The organism is Dorea sp., from assembly GCF_977044405.1.
Window position 1 is genome coordinate 50,363 of record NZ_CDRRQK010000003.1, and the last position, 18,948, is coordinate 69,310.

Genomic DNA, 18,948 nt, shown 5'->3' on the forward strand with positions numbered 1-18,948 from the left:
GCTTTTTATGAAGGTGCGGGTATCCAAAGGGATGAATGAAACATCAAATCCCTTTCGACCGATGCACCTCCTCATCATCCGTAATAAAGATAGCCTCAACCCCATTCATCTCATTGATCAATTTCATCCCTTTTTCATACCCAAGTAAAAAACAAGTCGTACTAAGTGCATCCGCTTCTGTAGAAGAATCGGTGATGATGGATACGCTGTATAGATTGTTGTCACATGGATATCCGGTTTTGGGATCCAGGATGTGGTGATAGAGTTTGCCGTCTTTTTTAAAGTAGCGCTCGTAGATACCGGAGGTAACAACGGTCTGATCTTTTAATTTTACAGAAGTGATAGCCTCGCCGGTTTCGTCAAATGGTTTCTGGATACCGATGTTGTACTTGCTGCCATCCAGTTTTGTGCCGATGACATCGACATTTCCCCCGAGGTTAATGATGGCGTGTCGGACACCCTGGCTTTTTAGATAGGTTTTGACCTGGTCAGCAATATATCCTTTGGCGATGGCACCAAGGTCAATGCCGGCATTGGGATCTGCAAGGGAGACTGTATTCCCATCCAGAGAGATTCCGGTATAATCTACATGACTGACTGCTTCAGCGATAGCTTCGGAAGATGGCACCTCAGGAGATTCTGACTTAAAATCCCAGAGAGAGGAGACTGGCTCAATCGTGATGTCAAAGGCACCATTCGATAATTCACTGTAATGAATCCCTTCATGGATCAGATCTGCCGTCTCATCGGAAACGGTCACCGGTGCGCCGCCTGCGTGATTTAGTTTATATAGGTCGCTGTCTTCATTGGTAGTAGAAAACATGGTGTCATATTTCTGACAAAGTTTTTTTAGTCCGTTCAGTATATTCTGGTCAGCAGAGTCAAGGATCTGAATCTTGATTACTGTGTCAAAAAGCATGTCGGTATAGGAAAGATCCTGATTTGCCTGAGCGTGTCTGGATATACCGGAACAGCCGGATAAACAGAGTGTAGCGGCTGTGATTAGTGTTAATAATTTTTTACATTTCATAAGAATCCTCGTATTGATTAAATTGTATCAGTTATTTTATACATCATGTAGTATAGCATGAAAAAATGCAGATGAAAACCAAACATATTTTCTTTTTTGTTGAACGGTTGAGGTGGTTGTGCTAGAATAGTACCGAGATGCCAACGGGATGTGCAGAGTTTAATAATCCGATGGCATATTTTTATCCGGGAATGTCAGAGTGTATCTGAAAAATGCATTCATTTTTAAGACACGCTTTCAGATGTTCCTGACTGAAGATAAGGAGAAAATATGAAGAAAAAAGATGGAATTCTTATCCTGCTTATCCTTGTGGTTGCAGCAGCCGCTTACCTGGGACATCAGTTTATCGGTGGAAATGGCGGCAATGTGGTAAAAGTGAAGGTAGATGGGAAGGTGACCGGAACCTATTCACTTGATAAGGATCAGACGATAGAGATTAATGGCGGAACCAATCAGCTTAGAATCAAAAATGGAAAAGCGAAAATGATCGATGCAGATTGTCCGGATCAGCTGTGTGTACATCAGAAAGAAGCATCAAAGAATCATGAAAGCATCATCTGTCTGCCGAATAAGGTTGTAGTAGAAGTGGAAAATGGTGAGACGAGTGAATTTGATGCGGTGGCAAATTAGGAGGAAAATGTGAAGAAGAACAGAGTAGCGTATTTTGGCGTGTTTACGGCACTGGCTTTGATATTCAGTTATGTAGAGACATTGATTCCGATTAATTTCGGAATTCCGGGTGTGAAGCTTGGACTGGCCAATCTGGTGATCGTTATTGCGTTATATAAGATGAAAGTATCCGAGGCATATCTTCTGTCGGTTGTCAGGGTGTTGTTGTCAGGATTTATATTTGGCAATTATTTCAGTATTATTTACAGCCTTGCAGGAGGACTTTTGAGTCTGACAGTGATGGCACTTCTGAAGAAAAAGGGTGGTTTTAGTGTACTGGGAATCAGCGTGGCTGGTGGTGTGTTCCATAATGTGGGACAGCTGATCGTTGCGATGCTGGTAGTAGAGACATTTAGCGTTGGATATTATTTTCCGGTACTTTTGATAGCCGGACTGCTGACAGGACTGTTGATAGGAATTGTTTCGGCAGAAATGTTAAAACGATTAAAGAACATTCAGCTATAAGAAGATTGTGGAAATGCGTAGAAATGGAGCAGATAAGAGAATATGATAGCATATGTACGGGGAATCCTGGAAGGGATGGAGGAAGATCGTATTATTATAGATGTAGGCGGTATCGGATATGGAATCTATATGTCGGGAACTGCCATGGGAAGACTTCCTGGAATTGGAAAAGAAGTAAAAGTGCATACATATATGCACGTAAAAGAAGATCTGATGCAGTTATATGGTTTCCTTACTGCGGACGAGCTTAGAGTGTTTAAGTTTTTGATCGGTGTAAGTGGAATCGGACCCAAGGGCGGTCTTGGCATATTATCAGCACTGACACCGGATGATTTGAGATTTGCGGTTGCATCCAATGATGTAAAGGCAATCCAGGCAGCACCGGGAATCGGGAAGAAGACGGCAGAAAAGCTGATACTGGAATTAAAAGACAAATTAAAACTTGAAGATGCACTGGAACATGCCGGAGAATCATCCGTGGTATCTTCAGATGGAATAGCAGATGCATCTGCAAATGCAATGACCAGTGAAGCAGTACAGGCACTGGTGGCACTGGGATACGGCAACACAGAAGCGTTAAAGGCAGTGCGTCAGGTAGAAGTTACAGACGGGATGAATGTCGAAGATGTTCTGCGGCAGGCACTCAAATATATGATATAGGTGATGAAGAAGACAGATGAGCAGAAGAATTATCACAACGGAAAATCTGGAAGAAGATATTAAGATTGAAAATCATTTAAGGCCGCAGCTCCTGGATGATTATATTGGACAGGAAAAGGCGAAAGAAACATTAAAAATATATATTGAAGCGGCAAAGGCGCGTAATGAGGCACTGGATCATGTGCTGTTTTATGGTCCGCCGGGACTTGGAAAGACGACACTTGCCGGAATTATTGCAAATGAAATGAATGTAAATATCAAGATCACATCGGGTCCTGCAATCGAGAAACCAGGAGAGATGGCAGCGATTCTTAATAATCTGCAGGAAGGAGATGTCCTTTTTGTAGATGAGATCCATCGTCTGAACCGTCAGGTAGAAGAGGTCTTGTATCCGGCAATGGAAGATTATGCGATTGACATTATGATCGGAAAAGGTGCATCAGCAAGATCGATTCGTCTGGATCTTCCGAAGTTTACACTGGTAGGAGCAACCACCAGGGCAGGGATGCTGACAGCACCGCTAAGAGACCGCTTTGGAGTGGTAAACCGTCTGGAATTCTATACCATCGAAGAACTGAAGACGATTATCATGCGGTCGGCGAAAGTACTGGAAGTAGGCATTGATGAAAAGGGTGCCTATGCGCTGGCACGAAGATCCAGAGGGACACCGCGTCTTGCGAACAGACTTTTGAAGCGCGTAAGAGATTTTGCACAGGTTAAATATGACGGGTATATCACAGAAGACGTTGCCAATTATGCGCTGGATCTTCTGGACGTTGATAAAGAAGGACTGGATCAGACAGACAGGGGACTCCTTCTTACAATGATTGAAAAATTCCAGGGAGGACCGGTGGGGCTGGATACTTTAGCGGCTGCGATCGGAGAAGATTCCGGTACGATCGAAGATGTATATGAACCATATCTGATCAAGAATGGATTCATACAGCGGACACCAAGAGGACGTGTCGTGACAGATGCGGCATATGCACATCTGGGAATTAGTTTGTAATCAGATTGTTACTGTTCACGGGTATGAATTTTCTGAACTGAAAATTTCGTATGATGCAGCAGTGGATGTGGATTTTGTCGATTTCTCATGAAAATGAATAAAAGAGGTTGGTTTTTCTTACAGATTAGTTTATAATAGTTATCAGAAATTATGAAAGTTCGAGGAGGCTTCTTATGGCATCATCAAAAAACTATACAGAAGTATTAATAGGAGGCAAGGTATTTACCTTAAGCGGATTTGAAAGTGAAGATTATCTGCAGAAGGTTTCCACATATCTGAACCATAAGCTGGATGAGTGTACCAGCAGTGAGGGATACCGCAAGCAAAGTGCGGAGACCAGAAGTATTTTACTTGCACTGAATATTGCAGACGATTACTTCAAAGCAAAGAAACAGGGCGGTACACTGGAAAGTGATATCGAAGCAAAAGATAAAGAAATGTATGACTTAAAGCATGAACTGATATCCGTTCAGATTAAGTTGGAAAATGCAGAAAAAGCGATGGACAAACTGAAGGAAGAGAACAAAGAACTTCAGATGAAGATCGTGCAGCTGGAAACAGAGATTAAAAATAATAATAAAAACTAGGCTGTCATATGACAGCCTTTTTTACAATACAGGATAGGTAAGATATGTATGGCAGGATTCCCTGCATATACAGGACAAATATAAAGGAAGTATGGATAGATAAATATGGAGAAAAATGTAGAGATACTGGCACCGGCAGGATCGATGGAGAGTCTGCATGCAGCCATTGCCGGGGGCGCAGATGCGGTGTACCTTGGCGGGACAAAATTTGGCGCAAGAGCTTATGCGAAGAACCTGTCTGAGGAAGATCTGATCGAAGCAATTGAGTATGTGCATATACATGGAAGAAAGATTTACATGACGGTTAATACACTTTTAAAAGACCGGGAAATGGATGAATTATATGATTATCTTCTTCCATATTATAAAGCCGGACTGGATGGTGTGATCGTACAGGATATCGGAGCAATCAGCTACATCAGAGAGCATTTCCCGGAGATGCCGGTTCATGCAAGCACCCAGATGACGATTACCAATACGCTGGGAGCAGAATATTTAAAACGATACGGAATCACAAGAGTCGTACCGGCCCGTGAATTATCATTGGAAGAGATCGAAGAGATGAAAAAGATAACCGGACTTGAGATGGAATGTTTTGTGCATGGTGCGCTTTGCTACTGTTATTCCGGTCAATGTCTGTTAAGCAGTATGATCGGGGGTAGAAGCGGAAACCGTGGACAGTGTGCCCAGCCGTGCAGACTGCCTTACCAGGTGAATGAGAAAAAAGCGGTGGATATCATGAGCCTGAAGGACCTGTGTACGATCGATATTCTGCCGGAGCTTATCGATGCAGGGATTGATTCATTCAAGATCGAAGGCAGAATGAAACAGCCGGAATATGTATATACAGTCGTACGCATGTACCGCAAATATGCAGATCTGTATCTGGATATAATAAAAAACGGAAAGAAAAAATCAGCATATCATGTATCAGAAGCGGATAAAAAAGAGCTTATGGCGACGTATCAGAGAAGAGGCTATTGTGAAGGATATTATCATCAGCACAATGGAAAGAATATGGTTTCTTTAAAACGTCCGCAGGCAGATAAAAAGGACGGAAAAGAAGAAAATACATGGCAGGATATAAAAGTACAAGAAAAAATTAATGGGAAGTTAATACTTTCTGTGGGTGAATGTGCTAAACTGACAATAGCATTTCAGAATATTACCGTGGAATGTACCGGGCAGAAAGTACAGGCGGCAAAGAATCAGCCGTTAGATCCGGTCCGTATTGAAAAACAGATGAGAAAAACAGGAAATACAGAATTCACCTTTGATCATCTGGATATCCAGACACGGGGAAATGTCTTCATGCCGATGCAGGCTTTAAATGAACTTAGACGGTATGGACTGGAAAAGTTAGAAGAAAAGATCCAGGAACAATACCGGAGAGATGAGTATAAAAAAGATAATACAGAAGAATGCAGCACAGTCTGTCAGAAGTCAGAAGTGTATGAGATAAAAGACTTAGAACCAGAATTTCGAGACAATGATTCAGACTTTGAAAATCAGCAGGCACAGCAAAAGGCAGCATTCATAACGGCATATGTCCAGACCTCAGCACAGCTGGAAGCGGCAATTGCTTCGGGAATCCGTTGTATTTACCTGGAGGAACAGGTGGCGTTTGAACGGCGTGAAGGGATTCAGTATTTTCTGGTTATGCCATACATTTTCAGAGAAAAGACAATAAAAAGATATGAAAAAATCTATGAGCAGATAGAGGAAAAATATGACGGAGTTCTGATCCGCAACTGGGAATCCTATGAGTGGCTTGAGCGTCATCAGTACCAGAAAGAAATCCGAAGCGATTATAATGTATATATCTTTAACCGCCGTGCGAAAGAAGAGGTGCTGGGTCGGAAGATACAGATGGCAACGGCATCGGTAGAGCTTAATAGCCGGGAACTGGAAAGACTTGGATTGGACCGGCAGACACTGATCGTATATGGATACCAGCCGGTGATGATCAGTGCAGGCTGTATTCAGAAAACGGCAGAAAAATGCGACGGAAAAGGCAGCATTATAACACTGACTGACCGGTATCAGAAAAAATTTACAGTAAAAAGAAACTGTAGGGACTGTTATAATGTAATGTATAATACAGCACCACTTTTTCTGGCGGACCGGGCTTCTGAGATAGAAGATTTACATCCAGAGCAGATCCGTCTGGACTTTACAGAAGAAAGTGCATCCCAGGTAAAAGAAATCATAACGATTTATAATCAGGCATTTATAAAACATCAGGACGTAGAGCCGCTGAATTCAGACTATACAAGAGGACATTTTAAACGAGGAGTAAAGTAGGTGACGAATTGTTAAATATAATTGTACAGCTGTCAAAATATCTGATGATCGTACTGATCATAATGTATACGTATCTTTGTTTCAGTATTTTTGGATATTATGACCCGGATAAAAAGGACAGGTGTCTGAAAAAACAGAATGTGTTAATGTTTGTGATGCATCTGACCGCATTTCTTGTGATGTTTCTGGTGAAACTGGACATCAAGATTCTTGCATTATACCTGATGCAGGTGACATTGCTTGGCGGAACGATCGTATTGTATATGTTCATTTATCCAAGAGTGTCGAGACTTGTTGTAAATAATATGTGTATGTTACTCAGTATTGGGTTTATCATGATTACAAGACTCAATTATGATAAAGCAGCAAAACAGTATCTGATCGCAGCGGGAGGACTGGTGCTTTGCATGGTAATCCCGGTGATCATAAGAAAGTTTAAGCTGTTATCCGAATGGAGAATTTTCTACGGGGTGCTGGGAATCGTATCACTGGCTGCGGTTGTCGTGGTCGGAAAAGTTTCAAATGGAGCGATGCTTGGATTTACTGTGGCAGGTATTAACATCCAGCCATCGGAGCTTGTAAAGATTGTATTCGTATTTTTTGTGGCATCAAGCTTCAAGCGGTCTACGGAATTCCGGGATCTTGTCATTACCACGGTTGTGGCGGCATTTCATGTACTGATCCTGGTTATATCCAAGGATCTTGGTGCTGCGCTGATCATTTTTGTGGTATACCTGGTCATGTTGTATGTGGCAACGCATCAGCCGCTTTATATTCTTGCCGGATTAGGAGCGGGAAGTGTCGGTGCATTTGCTGCATATCACCTTTTTACACATGTTAAGACGAGGGTAAATGTATGGAAAGATCCGTTTGGAACCTATAATAACGGTGGATACCAGGTGGCACAGTCACTGTTTGCCATCGGAACCGGTGGATGGTTTGGTGTAGGCCTTTATCAGGGACAGCCGGATACCATACCGGTATCGGCAGAGGACTTCATATTTTCAGCGATTTCTGAAGAAATGGGACTGATTTATGGAATGTGTCTGATCCTGATCTGTGTCAGCTGTTATGTAATGTTTTTAAATATTGCAATGCAGCTTCGCAGTATGTTTTATAAGATGGTAGCACTCGGGCTTGGTACCTGTTATATCTTTCAGGTGTTTTTAACCATTGGCGGTGCTACGAAATTCATCCCGTCGACGGGAGTTACACTTCCGCTGGTAAGTTATGGCGGAAGTTCGCTGATCAGTACGCTGATCATGTTTGCAATTATCCAGGGACTTTATATATTAAGAGAAGACGAGGAAGAGGATATTGAAAGAAAGAAGAAGGAAAGGCTACGAGCAAAGAGAAGCGGACAAGAGATGGAGAAGAGATATCGAGATGCAGTATATGAGCCGGGAAGAGAGAAAAGAAGCGAAACGGCTGGAAAAGAAAAAGAAAAAGGCCAAGCGCGCCAGAAACAAAGAATTCGCTAGGGTAACCTATGTATTTGTGGCACTTTTTCTGGTCATGCTCGGTTACATCACATATTTTCAGGTGAAGAAAAGCCAGGAAGTAATCCGGAGTCCGTATAATGCCAGACAGAATTCGAATGAAAAACAGATCACCAGAGGAAAGATACTGGATAAGAATGGCAATGTGCTTGCAAAGACAGATACGGCATCAGACGGAACACAGACAAGAGATTATCCGTATGGTAATGTATTTGCACATGTAGTCGGTTACAGTGCGCAGGGAAAATCCGGAATCGAATCTCTGGAAAATACTGAACTGATGAATTCAGATGAAAATTTCCTGATTAAATTAAAGAATCAGCTTCAGGATAAGAAAAATGTAGGAAATACAGTCATTACTACACTGGATGCAGACCTGCAGCAGGCAGCATATCAGGCACTTGGGGATAACAGAGGCGCGGTAGTCGTTATGGATCCAAAGACTGGTAAAATACTGGCGATGGTATCAAAGCCTGATTTTGATCCAAATACAGTGGTGGCAGACTGGGATACTTTAAGTTCAAGTGGAGACAGTGTGCTTTTGAACCGTGCAACACAGGGGCAGTATGCACCCGGATCGACATTTAAGGTTGTGACGACACTGGAATACATGCGGGAAAATCCGGACTATGCATCGTATTCTTATAATTGCAGGGGTTCTATTGAACGTGACGGAATCCGTATTCATTGTTACAACGGACATGTCCATGGACAGGTAGATCTGCAGGACAGTCTTGCCTATTCCTGCAACGCATCATTTTCGAATATCGGACTGTCGCTGGATCCTTCCAAGTTCAAAAATACGGCAGAGGATGTGCTGTTTGATTCCAAGCTTCCAAGTGATCTTCCGTATAGTAAGAGCAGTTTTACATTAGATTCGTCTGCAGGAAATGGTACGAAGATGATGACTGCTATGGGACAGGGAGAGACGCAGGTGACACCATATCATATGGCACTGATCACAGCCGCAATCGCTAATGACGGAACCCTGATGAAGCCGTATCTGATCGATAAAGTAACGAATGCATCAGGAACAGTCATGAAAGAAAGTAAACCGGAAGAATACAAAGAGCTGATGACGGCAGATGAGGCAGGACAGCTGAAAGCATATATGAAGAGTGTCGTAGATTATGGTACAGCATCTGTATTAAGCGGACAGAGCTATACCGCAGCCGGGAAGACCGGAACAGCAGAATATAGTTCTGACAAAGAAAAAGATCACTCCTGGTTTATCGGTATGTCTAATGTAGAAGATCCGGAACTTGTTGTAAGTATTATTATTGAATCCTCAGATGGTAATGCAAAGGCGGTAAACATCGCAAAAGAGATCTTTGATTCATATTATAACCAGTAGATGTATAGAAGGACGGGAAGTATGCAATATTATAAGTATCTGTATCTGGCAGAAGGACTGGAAAAGAAAAGAGAAAAACTGATCCGCAAATTAGACGCAGGGAAGCTTACACTGGATATACATGTGATCACGCTTGCGGTAAATGAAAAGAACCAGCTGGAGATTTATAATACGATACAGTTTAAGCAGCCGTCATTTCCATACAGCGAGCTGTTCGTGGTAGGAATTGCCAGAGGATATGAGGAAGCGGTGGAACTGGTAGAACGTATTGTCACAGAAGTGTATGAAAAGACGGGTACGTGTAATATACGGTCTTATATTTTAGAAAAAGAACAGGGAAGGTAAGATGTTACATATTCTATTGATCATATTAAAAATCATAGGGATCATCATTGCAGTCATCCTGGGACTGCTGATCCTTCTGCTGGCCGTTGTGCTATGTACCCCGGTGAGATACCGGTTAGAAGGAACACTGGATAAAGAGTGGAGAAAAAGCCAGGGAAGGGCCTGCGTTACATGGCTTTTGCATCTGGTGAGGATAGATGTGGCATATGAAGGGCAGTCACCTAGATGGAAGATCAGGATTGCATGGAAGACGCTGGGAAGCGAGAAGGAAAAGGAGAAAGTCTATGAAGAAAATCAGGACGATAAACATGAAAAGCCTCATGAAGAAAACAGGACGGAAAAACTTACAGAAATGCAGGAAGCTGTTAAACCTGAAAAACCTGAAGAAAAGCATGAGGAAGCTGGAAAAGCGGAATGCGAAAAAACTGCAGAAGTTTCTGAAGAGACACGACCTGAAAAAATTAGAGAAGAAGCTTGTGAAACTGCAGAAAGAGAGAAGAAAGCAGAGATTCATGAAGAGCCTTCGAAACTTGCTGAACCTGAAAAACTGGAAGAAAAGGATAAAGAGAAAAAGAAGAGTTCTGAAGATGAAAAAGAACATCAGACGGATTCTGAAAAGACAGCCGGAAAGAAGATGGATCCCGATCGGAAACAGATAGAAACAGATGAAGCGGCTGAAGGCAGTAAAGAAAAAGCAGGTATATTTTCTAAGATCAAATGTACAATCAGGAGTATCTGTGATAAGATAAAACACATAATCAGTAAAGTGACAAGTACGGCAGAGAGTGTGTCAGATACCAAAGACCGGATCATAAAAGAACTGGAAGACCCGGCTCATCAGAAAGCATTTACAAAAGTAAAAAAAGAGCTTGGAAAGCTTCTTAGAAGGTGGAAACCGAAGACTTTAAAAGGTGCAGTGCATTTTGGATTTGAAGATCCTTATCACACCGGACAGGTACTGGCGCTGTTTAGTATGATCTATCCATTTCTGGGTGGTAATCTGTCGGTAGATCCGGATTTTGAACAGAGAATCCTGGAAGGGAAACTTAAGATTGCAGGAAAGATTGCGATCATACCTCTGGTGTGCTTTTTGTGGAATCTGATCTGGTGCAAAGCGGTCAGACAGACGTATCATGATATCCGTAATTTTGATCTGTCGGAAAAGTGATAAGAACAGGTACAGGATCAAGATGGATAATAAGAGATAGATATTTCATAGAAGAAAAAGTTCCAACAGATAGTAATTTGAAAATACTGGATCATAAATGGAAAAAATATAGGAGGAGAGCAGATGGCAGATAATAATTTTAAAGGAACAGTAGAAGCACTGTTCCACGGTATGGACGGAGTAGTGTCATCCAAAACAGTAGTAGGAGATGCGATTCATATAGGCGATACGATCATTCTTCCGCTGGTAGATGTATCATTTGCAGTAGGAGCAGGCGCATTCAATGCGGATAAAAAAGAAAAAGGAGCCGGAGGAATCGGAGGAAAGATGACACCGAGTGCGGTTCTGGTTATTCAGAACGGACATACGAAGCTTGTCAATATTAAAAACCAGGATACGGTTACCAAACTTTTAGATATGATTCCGGATGTTATGGATCGTTTTACATCCAGAAAAGAAGATGATGTCACAGAAGAGGATGTGAATAAGATCCTGGATGAAGCAGAAAAGTAGGTATACTCTGCTTCTGTGATACATAGACTATACAAAAAAAGCAGGTGTCACCGGTGAAAAGGATTATAGGCTTTGCTTTATTCTGGGTGGCGGTGGGAATGATTCTTTCATTGCTTTTGCCGAATTTATTTTCGGAAATTCTATGTATTATTTTGTGCGTAACGGTAGGATATTGTATGTTTTACTGTGGAAATTAGATAGAGAATAAAAAAATCCGAAATAAGTCTTGCAATTTCAATATTATTCTGCTAGAATAACTATTGTTGCGAGTTCGGACAAAGAACTTATTATGAGCGTTAGGAGGTGCAGTCATGGCAAAATGTGCTATTTGTGAAAAGGGTGCTCACTTTGGAAACAACGTAAGCCACTCTCATAGAAAATCACCAAAGATGTGGAAATCAAATGTAAAATCTGTTCGCGTGAAAACAGAAAACGGAGCTACAAAGAAGATGTATGTTTGTACTTCTTGTTTGAAATCAGGAAAAGTTGAGCGTGCATAAGATGTATTGAAACTCAGATTTCGCTGTGTGGAATCTGAGTTTTTTTGCGCAATAAAAAGTATTGTAAATAAAACTGGAACAGAGTATAATAAAATATATTATGTTTTGATTTAGATAGATTATAAAGAAGTGGAGGTTTTTGCTATGAAAGGATGTATGAGTACAGATTTGGGAATTATTACGATTGATCCTGAAGTAATCGCAAAATATGCAGGAACAGTAGCCGTTGAATGCTTTGGTATTGTTGGAATGGCGGCTGTAAATATGAAAGATGGACTGGTTCATCTTCTGAAAAAGGAAAGCCTGACAAGAGGAATCCATGTAAATATAAGTGACGACAACCATATCAGTATTGACTTCCACATTATTGTGGCATACGGTGTAAGTATTTCAGCTGTAACAGATAACCTGATCAGTGATGTAAAGTACAGAGTGGAAGAATTTTCCGGTATGCAGGTAGATAAGATCAACGTCTATATCGAAGGCGTAAGAGTCATTGATTAGTTTGTGGATTTAAGGAGGAACGTAAGAAGTGGCTACGAAGACGATAAATGTGGACGTGCTTGCAAAGATGTTTCTTGCAGGTGCTCAGAACATTGAAGCGAAAAAGGACTATATTAACGAACTGAACGTATTCCCGGTACCAGATGGGGATACAGGAACCAATATGTCTATGACAATTATGGCAGCAGCAAAAGAGGTAACAGCGCTTGATAAGCCGGAGATGAAAGATCTTGCAAAGGCGATTTCATCCGGTTCCCTTCGCGGGGCAAGAGGTAACTCCGGAGTTATCCTTTCCCAGCTTTTAAGAGGATTTACAAAAGCAATCAAGGAAGAAAAAGAGATTGATGTGCTGACACTTGCTGCAGCTTGTCAGAGAGCCAGAGATACAGCTTATAAGGCTGTTATGAAGCCAAAAGAAGGAACAATCCTTACAGTTGCAAGCGGAATTGCAACCAAGGCAGCAGAGATGGCAGAAGAGACGGATGATCTGGAAGAGTTTATTCCGGCGGTTATCGATCATGCACAGGAAGTACTGAATCAGACACCGGAGATGCTTCCGGTCTTAAAAGAAGCCGGTGTGGTAGATTCCGGCGGACAGGGTCTTTTAGAAGTAATCAAGGGAGGATATGATGCTTTCCTTGGAAAAGAGATTGATTACAGTGCAATTAAGCCAAGTACAGGCGTAGCGGTCACTAAGGTGAATACAGAAGACACTGCAGATATCAAATTCGGATACTGTACAGAATTCATCATTCTGACAGAAAAAGAATTCACAGAAGATGATGAGCATGAATTCAAGAAATTCTTAAGTTCGATCGGAGATTCGATCGTATGCGTTGCAGATGATGATGTTGTGAAGATCCATGTACACACGAATGATCCAGGTCTTGCAATCCAGAGAGCACTGACTTATGGACAGCTCTCTAAGATGAAGATTGATAACATGCGTGAAGAACATCAGGAAAAACTGATCCGTGATGCTGAAAAAGTAGCAGAGCAGCAGGCAAAAGAAGAAGCTGCATATGAAGAAAAGAAATCAGCAGAGCCAAGAAAAGCAATGGGATTCATCGCAGTTTCTATCGGAGCTGGTATGAATGAAATCTTCAAGGAGCTGGGTGCTGATTATATCATCGAAGGCGGACAGACCATGAATCCAAGTACAGAGGATATGCTCAATGCCATCGATCAGGTAAATGCGGACACTGTATTTATTCTTCCAAATAATAAGAACATTGTTCTGGCAGCAAACCAGGCAAAATCACTGGTAGAAGATAAAGAAATCATCGTCATTCCTACAAAGACAGTTCCACAGGGAATTACAGCAATCATTAACTTCATGCCGGACGCAGATGCCAAGACAAACGAAGAAACAATGCTGGAAGAGATTAAGAACGTAAAGACCGGACAGGTAACTTACGCGGTCAGAGATACACATATCGATGACAAAGAAATCCATGAAGGAGATATCATGGGTATCGGTGACAGCGGAATTCTTGCAGTCGGCAAAGAACTGGAAGAGACAACAAAGGAACTGATCGCCAATCTGGTAGATGAGGATTCAGAACTGATCAGTATCTACTACGGTGAAGAAGTATCAGAAGAAGATGCTGAGAAATTCACAGAAGAAATCTCAGAACTGTATCCGGATGTAGATGTGGATATTCAGTTTGGTGGACAGCCGATCTATTATTATGTTCTTGCTGTAGAGTAAGCGGTGTATACCAAAGTATGCAAGAAAAGTTGCCAGTGGCAAGTTTTCTGTATAGAATAATAAATGAACAAAATCTGTCCCGATTTATGATTGGGGCAGATATGTATAGAACCGAATTTGTATATCGGAAATGATGATATTTCTGGTATATAAATTCGGTTCTCTGTATACATGAAGTATAAGTAATTTTGCAATATGAGATTGTATTTATATGATGGGAGAAGTAAGAATCGTATGATAGAAAAGACAGACATCGGAGACTTAAAAGGAGTCGGAGAGAAGACGAAAAAGCTCTTTGAAAAGATCAATATTCATACCGTAGGCGACCTGATCCGTTATTATCCGCACGGATATGACGTGTATGAGGAGGCAGTGCCTGTCAGCGAACTGGAGGAGGATAAAATCCAGACGGTTACCGGTGCAATCTACGGGCGTGTGCAGGTATCCGGAAGCAGCCGGATGCAGGTGACGACACTTCATGTAAAAGATATTACCGGCACATTAAAGGTGATCTGGTTTAGGATGCCATTTCTTAGAAATACATTATCCGATGGAGGTGTAATCACTCTGCGTGGAAGAGTCGTTCGGAAGAAAACGGGAGATCTGGTCATGGAACATCCGGAAATATTTTACCCTTCCGCAAAATACGAGGAGAAGCTTAACACATTACAACCTGTATACGGTCTGACGGCAGGCTTATCCAACAATATGGTTATGAAGTCCATGAAGCAGGCGCTGGACGGTCTGGATCTTACAAAAGAGATACTGCCGGATTCTCTGCGCTTAAGATATGGTCTGGCAGAATATAATTATGCAGTGAGGGGAATACATTTTCCTGAGGATAAAGAAGTCTTTTACCATGCAAGAGAACGCTTGGTATTCGAAGAATTCCTGGAATTCATTCTGTCGATCCGGCGGCTGAAAGAAAAGAATGACCGTCTGGCTAACAATTATCCGATGCAGCCCCGTCCGGAAGTACAGGCATTTCTGGAAGGATTACCGTTTGAACTGACCGGTGCACAGAAAAAAGTCTGGAAAGAAATTGAGAAAGATATGGGATCAGACAGGACAATGTCAAGGCTGGTACAGGGAGATGTAGGTTCCGGTAAGACAATCGTCGCAGTGCTGGCACTTATGAATGCTGCATTCAACGGCTATCAGGGAGCCATGATGGCACCGACAGAAGTACTTGCAAGACAGCATTATGAAAATATCACGAAGATGTTCGAAGATTACGATATTCCGGTCAAAGTAGAACTTCTGACCGGTTCTATGACGGCAAAAGAAAAACGCAGGGCGTATGACCGTATTGAATGTGGACTTGCGAAAATTATCATTGGAACGCATGCATTGATCCAGGGGGCTGTCAGCTATGATAATCTGGGACTCGTGATTACCGATGAGCAGCATAGATTCGGGGTAAAGCAGAGAGAAACATTTGCGTTAAAAGGCGGTGAGCCTCATGTGCTGGTTATGAGTGCGACGCCGATTCCGCGGACGCTTGCCATTATCTTATATGGGGATCTGGATATCTCGGTGATCGATGAACTTCCGGCGAACCGTCTTCCGATTAAAAATTGTGTCGTAGATACGAGTTACCGGAATACAGCGTATAATTTTATGAAAAAACAGATTGCAGAGGGCCGTCAGTGTTATGTGATCTGCCCGATGGTTGAAGAAAGTGAGACGATGGAAGCGGAAAATGTTACAGATTATACGGTGGCTCTGCAGGAAGAGATGGGGGATCAGATACAGGTTGCGTGTCTGCATGGCAAGATGAAACAGGTGCAAAAAGACGACATCATGGACCGGTTCGGGAAAAATGAGATCCAGATCCTGGTATCTACAACGGTTATTGAAGTCGGTATTGATGTGCCAAATGCAACCGTCATGATGATTGAAAATGCAGAGCGCTTTGGTCTTGCGCAGCTGCATCAGCTAAGAGGCCGTGTGGGACGTGGAAAATACCAGTCGTATTGTATCTTCATGAGTGCTTCGAAGTCAAAAGAGACAAAAGAACGTCTGGATATTCTGAATCATTCGAATGACGGATTCAAGATTGCAAGCGAGGACTTAAGACTCCGTGGTCCGGGAGACCTTTTTGGTATCCGCCAGAGCGGTCTTATGAACTTTAGGCTCGGAGATGTCTATCAGGATGCCAAGATCCTTCAGATGGCAAATGAAGCGGCAGACCAGCTGACCACAGAAGATGAAGAATGGATCCGGAAACTGCCGAATTATGAAAGCGCAGCGGCGGTAGTTATATAAAAACTCATATGTAAAATCTGGTTATATTTTTGCTGACTGGGGAACCGGTAAGTATAAAATATTGCAGAAAGAAAAGAAAGGACAAAAGAATCGACACATGACAGTCTTTGGATAAATGTCATGTGTCGATGTTTTTTGATTCGAAGTTGAACTCAATGTTGCTTTAGATACGGTATTTCAAGAAAACTTTTGTCTTGAAATGCATCTGTAAGATACTGGTTATTTACCAGCCATCTGTTTTTCCTGCTGTTCGATCATTTTCTTAACCATATAGCCGCCGACAGATCCGTTCTGTCTGGATGTCAGGTCGCCATTATAACCGTCTGATAATGGAACACCCAGTTCACTTGCCACCTCATACTTGAATTTGTCTAATGCACCCTTTGCTTCTGGTACTGCTGCTTTGTTTGATGAACGATTTGCCATTTTTATACTCCTCCTTTTTGTAACTTCTGTAACTTTTTCCTTGTTGTTACATCCATAGTATGTGGAGAAATATATTTTTTACACTAGAAGTGTTTTCATAATCTGGAAGATTTTTCTGATGAAAAAATGCTTTTCGGATGTATGTTGTTTGCAGAATCTATATTGCTGTTCTGATCAGCTATGCTGTTATTCGTCCCAGCCTTCGTAGAAACGGATATTCATAGAAATATTACGAACGATCTCGCCTTCTTTTACTTCGATGTCTTCAATATCGGATACGTAAGGGATTAAAGGGTCGTCTTCAGAAAGCTCCAGTGTGATCCAGTCACGAGCTGCTTCGTTGGCACTTTCAATAGCATCATCTAAAGTCTCACCTTCACCATAACAACATTCCAGATCTGGGAAATATCCTTTATAATGACCATCCTCTGTTTTGTGAAATACTGCAGGGTATATAAATTTCATAATTCGTCATCCTTTCAAAATTGTTCCTGTCTATTATATGATTTTTGGTGGAGGAAAACAATAGCGTTACGGAATAATGTACAATTTTATTCCGTACATTTTATTAGAGAATGGAATAATGCACAATTACTCCGAGTAAGATAATAATAATCGAAAAGATATCAGCGAGGAACCAGAAACGATGCGGTATAGACGAGGTATCAGTGCAATCTTAATGTGCTTTGTGCTTTTTTTACAACCAGTGTATGCAGTTCCGATGGAAGAGAACGAATCAGGGAATTCACAAGAAAATAGTACGGAAAGTAAGAAAAATGAACAAGAACAGATCAGTGCACCATCCGCTATTCTTATGGAAGCATCGACTGGACAGATTATATATGAGAAAAATCCGGATGAAAAATTACCGCCGGCAAGCGTAACGAAAGTTATGACATTGCTGCTAATATTTGATGCACTGAAAAGCGGACAGATCAAGTTAGAAGACGAAGTGACAACATCCGAATATGCAGCATCCATGGGCGGTTCACAGGTATTTCTGGAGCCTGGGGAGACGCAGACGGTAAACACACTGATCAAATGTATCTCTGTAGCCAGTGCGAATGATGCCTGTGTGACAATGGCCGAGTATATTTGTGGAAATGAAGAAGAATTTGTCAAAAAGATGAATCAACGTGCAAAAAATCTTGGCATGAAGAATACGCATTTTGTAAACTGTAATGGTCTGGATGCGGATGGTCATCTGACAACAGCAAGAGACATTTCGTTGATGTCTAGAGAACTGATCACTACATATCCAAAAATCTTTGATTACTGTAATATCTGGATGGAAAATATCACGCACAAAACGAAAAAAGGAGAGTCAGAATTTGGACTCACCAATACAAACAAACTGATCCGCCAATACGAATATGCAACAGGGTTAAAGACAGGATCTACAAGTAAAGCCAAGTTCTGCGTATCCGCAACTGGAAGAAAAGATGATATCGACCTGATTGCCGTGATCATGGCAGCAGATGACAGCAAAGCCAGAGTCAGAGATGCCATTACATTATTGAATTACGGATTTGGAAAATGTCAGAAATACGAAGAAAAAAACAAAAAGCAGATACCGCCGGCTAAGGTAAAAGGAGGCGCAGAAAGGCAGGTAAACGTGCAGCAAAAAGACATCTTCAGATACGTAGACACAAAAGGCGCAGACCTGACCAAAATAAAAAGAAAAACCAGGATGCAATCAGATATAAAAGCACCACTGAAAAAAGGAGAAAAAGTAGGAGAAAGCGTGTACTATTTAAACGGGAAAAAGATTGGAACGAGAGATATCGTTACACAGGAGAGTGTGAAAAAAATAAATTATAAGATTTCACTGGAAAATATATTAGAACAGTATGCATTGTAAAATTGGTGTTGAATATAAATCTTCCGGAGGAGACATTCACGGTTACGCCCTCCGTTTCATTCAGCATATCTTACG

General features: G+C 41.7%; 19 protein-coding genes. 16 read left to right on the top strand and 3 right to left on the bottom strand.

The window, feature by feature from the left end:
- Positions 1-43 precede the first annotated feature (43 nt).
- Complete coding sequence (locus ACWJAF_RS02185) at positions 44-1,030, bottom strand: FAD:protein FMN transferase (RefSeq protein ID WP_448861906.1); 987 nt, start codon at positions 1,028-1,030, stop codon at positions 44-46.
- A gap of 270 nt (positions 1,031-1,300) precedes the next feature.
- Between ACWJAF_RS02185 and ACWJAF_RS02190 the strand changes: the two genes are divergently transcribed.
- From ACWJAF_RS02190 to recG, 15 genes are all read left to right on the top strand, one after another.
- The gene (locus ACWJAF_RS02190) at positions 1,301-1,660 is read left to right on the top strand and encodes a NusG domain II-containing protein (RefSeq protein WP_296029993.1); all 360 of its coding nucleotides are present in this window, start codon (positions 1,301-1,303) and stop codon (positions 1,658-1,660) included.
- Positions 1,661-1,669: 9 nt separating this feature from the next.
- Positions 1,670-2,164, top strand: a complete 495-nt coding sequence (locus ACWJAF_RS02195) for a Gx transporter family protein (RefSeq protein WP_296029992.1) — start codon at positions 1,670-1,672, stop codon at positions 2,162-2,164.
- Positions 2,165-2,206: 42 nt separating this feature from the next.
- Entirely contained in the window at positions 2,207-2,824 is a 618-nt protein-coding gene (gene ruvA / locus ACWJAF_RS02200) for a Holliday junction branch migration protein RuvA (protein WP_448861908.1), read from the top strand.
- A 16-nt stretch (positions 2,825-2,840) separates the two neighbouring features.
- Entirely contained in the window at positions 2,841-3,833 is a 993-nt protein-coding gene (gene ruvB / locus ACWJAF_RS02205; protein WP_296029987.1) for a Holliday junction branch migration DNA helicase RuvB, read from the top strand.
- A gap of 173 nt (positions 3,834-4,006) precedes the next feature.
- Positions 4,007-4,420, top strand: coding sequence for a cell division protein ZapA (gene zapA / locus ACWJAF_RS02210; RefSeq protein WP_296029983.1), 414 nt, complete (start codon positions 4,007-4,009; stop codon positions 4,418-4,420).
- A 105-nt stretch (positions 4,421-4,525) separates the two neighbouring features.
- Positions 4,526-6,724, top strand: coding sequence for a peptidase U32 family protein (locus ACWJAF_RS02215; protein ID WP_448861910.1), 2,199 nt, complete (start codon positions 4,526-4,528; stop codon positions 6,722-6,724).
- An 8-nt stretch (positions 6,725-6,732) separates the two neighbouring features.
- The gene (locus ACWJAF_RS02220) at positions 6,733-8,205 is read left to right on the top strand and encodes an FtsW/RodA/SpoVE family cell cycle protein (RefSeq protein ID WP_448861912.1); all 1,473 of its coding nucleotides are present in this window, start codon (positions 6,733-6,735) and stop codon (positions 8,203-8,205) included.
- Between the two features lie 34 nt (positions 8,206-8,239).
- Positions 8,240-9,577 (top strand): peptidoglycan D,D-transpeptidase FtsI family protein, encoded by a 1,338-nt coding sequence (locus tag ACWJAF_RS02225; protein ID WP_296030100.1) that lies wholly within the window; start codon positions 8,240-8,242, stop codon positions 9,575-9,577.
- A gap of 21 nt (positions 9,578-9,598) precedes the next feature.
- Positions 9,599-9,922: a hypothetical protein gene (locus tag ACWJAF_RS02230; protein ID WP_296029974.1), complete on the top strand. Its 324-nt coding sequence runs from the start codon at positions 9,599-9,601 to the stop codon at positions 9,920-9,922.
- 1 nt (position 9,923) lies between these two features.
- A complete protein-coding gene (locus ACWJAF_RS02235; protein ID WP_448861914.1) occupies positions 9,924-11,090 on the top strand; it encodes a DUF2953 domain-containing protein in 1,167 nt (388 codons plus the stop codon).
- A 123-nt stretch (positions 11,091-11,213) separates the two neighbouring features.
- Positions 11,214-11,603: a GerW family sporulation protein gene (locus ACWJAF_RS02240; protein WP_296029968.1), complete on the top strand. Its 390-nt coding sequence runs from the start codon at positions 11,214-11,216 to the stop codon at positions 11,601-11,603.
- A gap of 311 nt (positions 11,604-11,914) precedes the next feature.
- A complete protein-coding gene (rpmB, locus tag ACWJAF_RS02245) occupies positions 11,915-12,103 on the top strand; it encodes a 50S ribosomal protein L28 (RefSeq protein ID WP_022415556.1) in 189 nt (62 codons plus the stop codon).
- 144 nt (positions 12,104-12,247) lie between these two features.
- On the top strand, positions 12,248-12,607 hold the full coding sequence (locus ACWJAF_RS02250; RefSeq protein WP_022415555.1) for an Asp23/Gls24 family envelope stress response protein: 360 nt from the start codon (positions 12,248-12,250) through the stop codon (positions 12,605-12,607).
- Positions 12,608-12,635: 28 nt separating this feature from the next.
- A complete protein-coding gene (locus tag ACWJAF_RS02255) occupies positions 12,636-14,318 on the top strand; it encodes a DAK2 domain-containing protein (RefSeq protein ID WP_448861917.1) in 1,683 nt (560 codons plus the stop codon).
- A 234-nt stretch (positions 14,319-14,552) separates the two neighbouring features.
- Positions 14,553-16,586, top strand: coding sequence for an ATP-dependent DNA helicase RecG (gene recG, locus ACWJAF_RS02260; protein ID WP_448861918.1), 2,034 nt, complete (start codon positions 14,553-14,555; stop codon positions 16,584-16,586).
- A 219-nt stretch (positions 16,587-16,805) separates the two neighbouring features.
- Here recG and ACWJAF_RS02265 read toward each other — a convergent pair whose 3' ends face one another.
- Positions 16,806-17,012, bottom strand: coding sequence for an alpha/beta-type small acid-soluble spore protein (locus ACWJAF_RS02265; RefSeq protein ID WP_006427628.1), 207 nt, complete (start codon positions 17,010-17,012; stop codon positions 16,806-16,808).
- A 186-nt stretch (positions 17,013-17,198) separates the two neighbouring features.
- Positions 17,199-17,477: a type II toxin-antitoxin system HicB family antitoxin gene (locus ACWJAF_RS02270; RefSeq protein ID WP_296029953.1), complete on the bottom strand. Its 279-nt coding sequence runs from the start codon at positions 17,475-17,477 to the stop codon at positions 17,199-17,201.
- A gap of 181 nt (positions 17,478-17,658) precedes the next feature.
- Here ACWJAF_RS02270 and ACWJAF_RS02275 point away from each other — a divergent pair, with 181 nt between their 5' ends.
- Positions 17,659-18,873: a D-alanyl-D-alanine carboxypeptidase family protein gene (locus ACWJAF_RS02275; protein ID WP_448861920.1), complete on the top strand. Its 1,215-nt coding sequence runs from the start codon at positions 17,659-17,661 to the stop codon at positions 18,871-18,873.
- Positions 18,874-18,948: the final 75 nt, after the last annotated feature.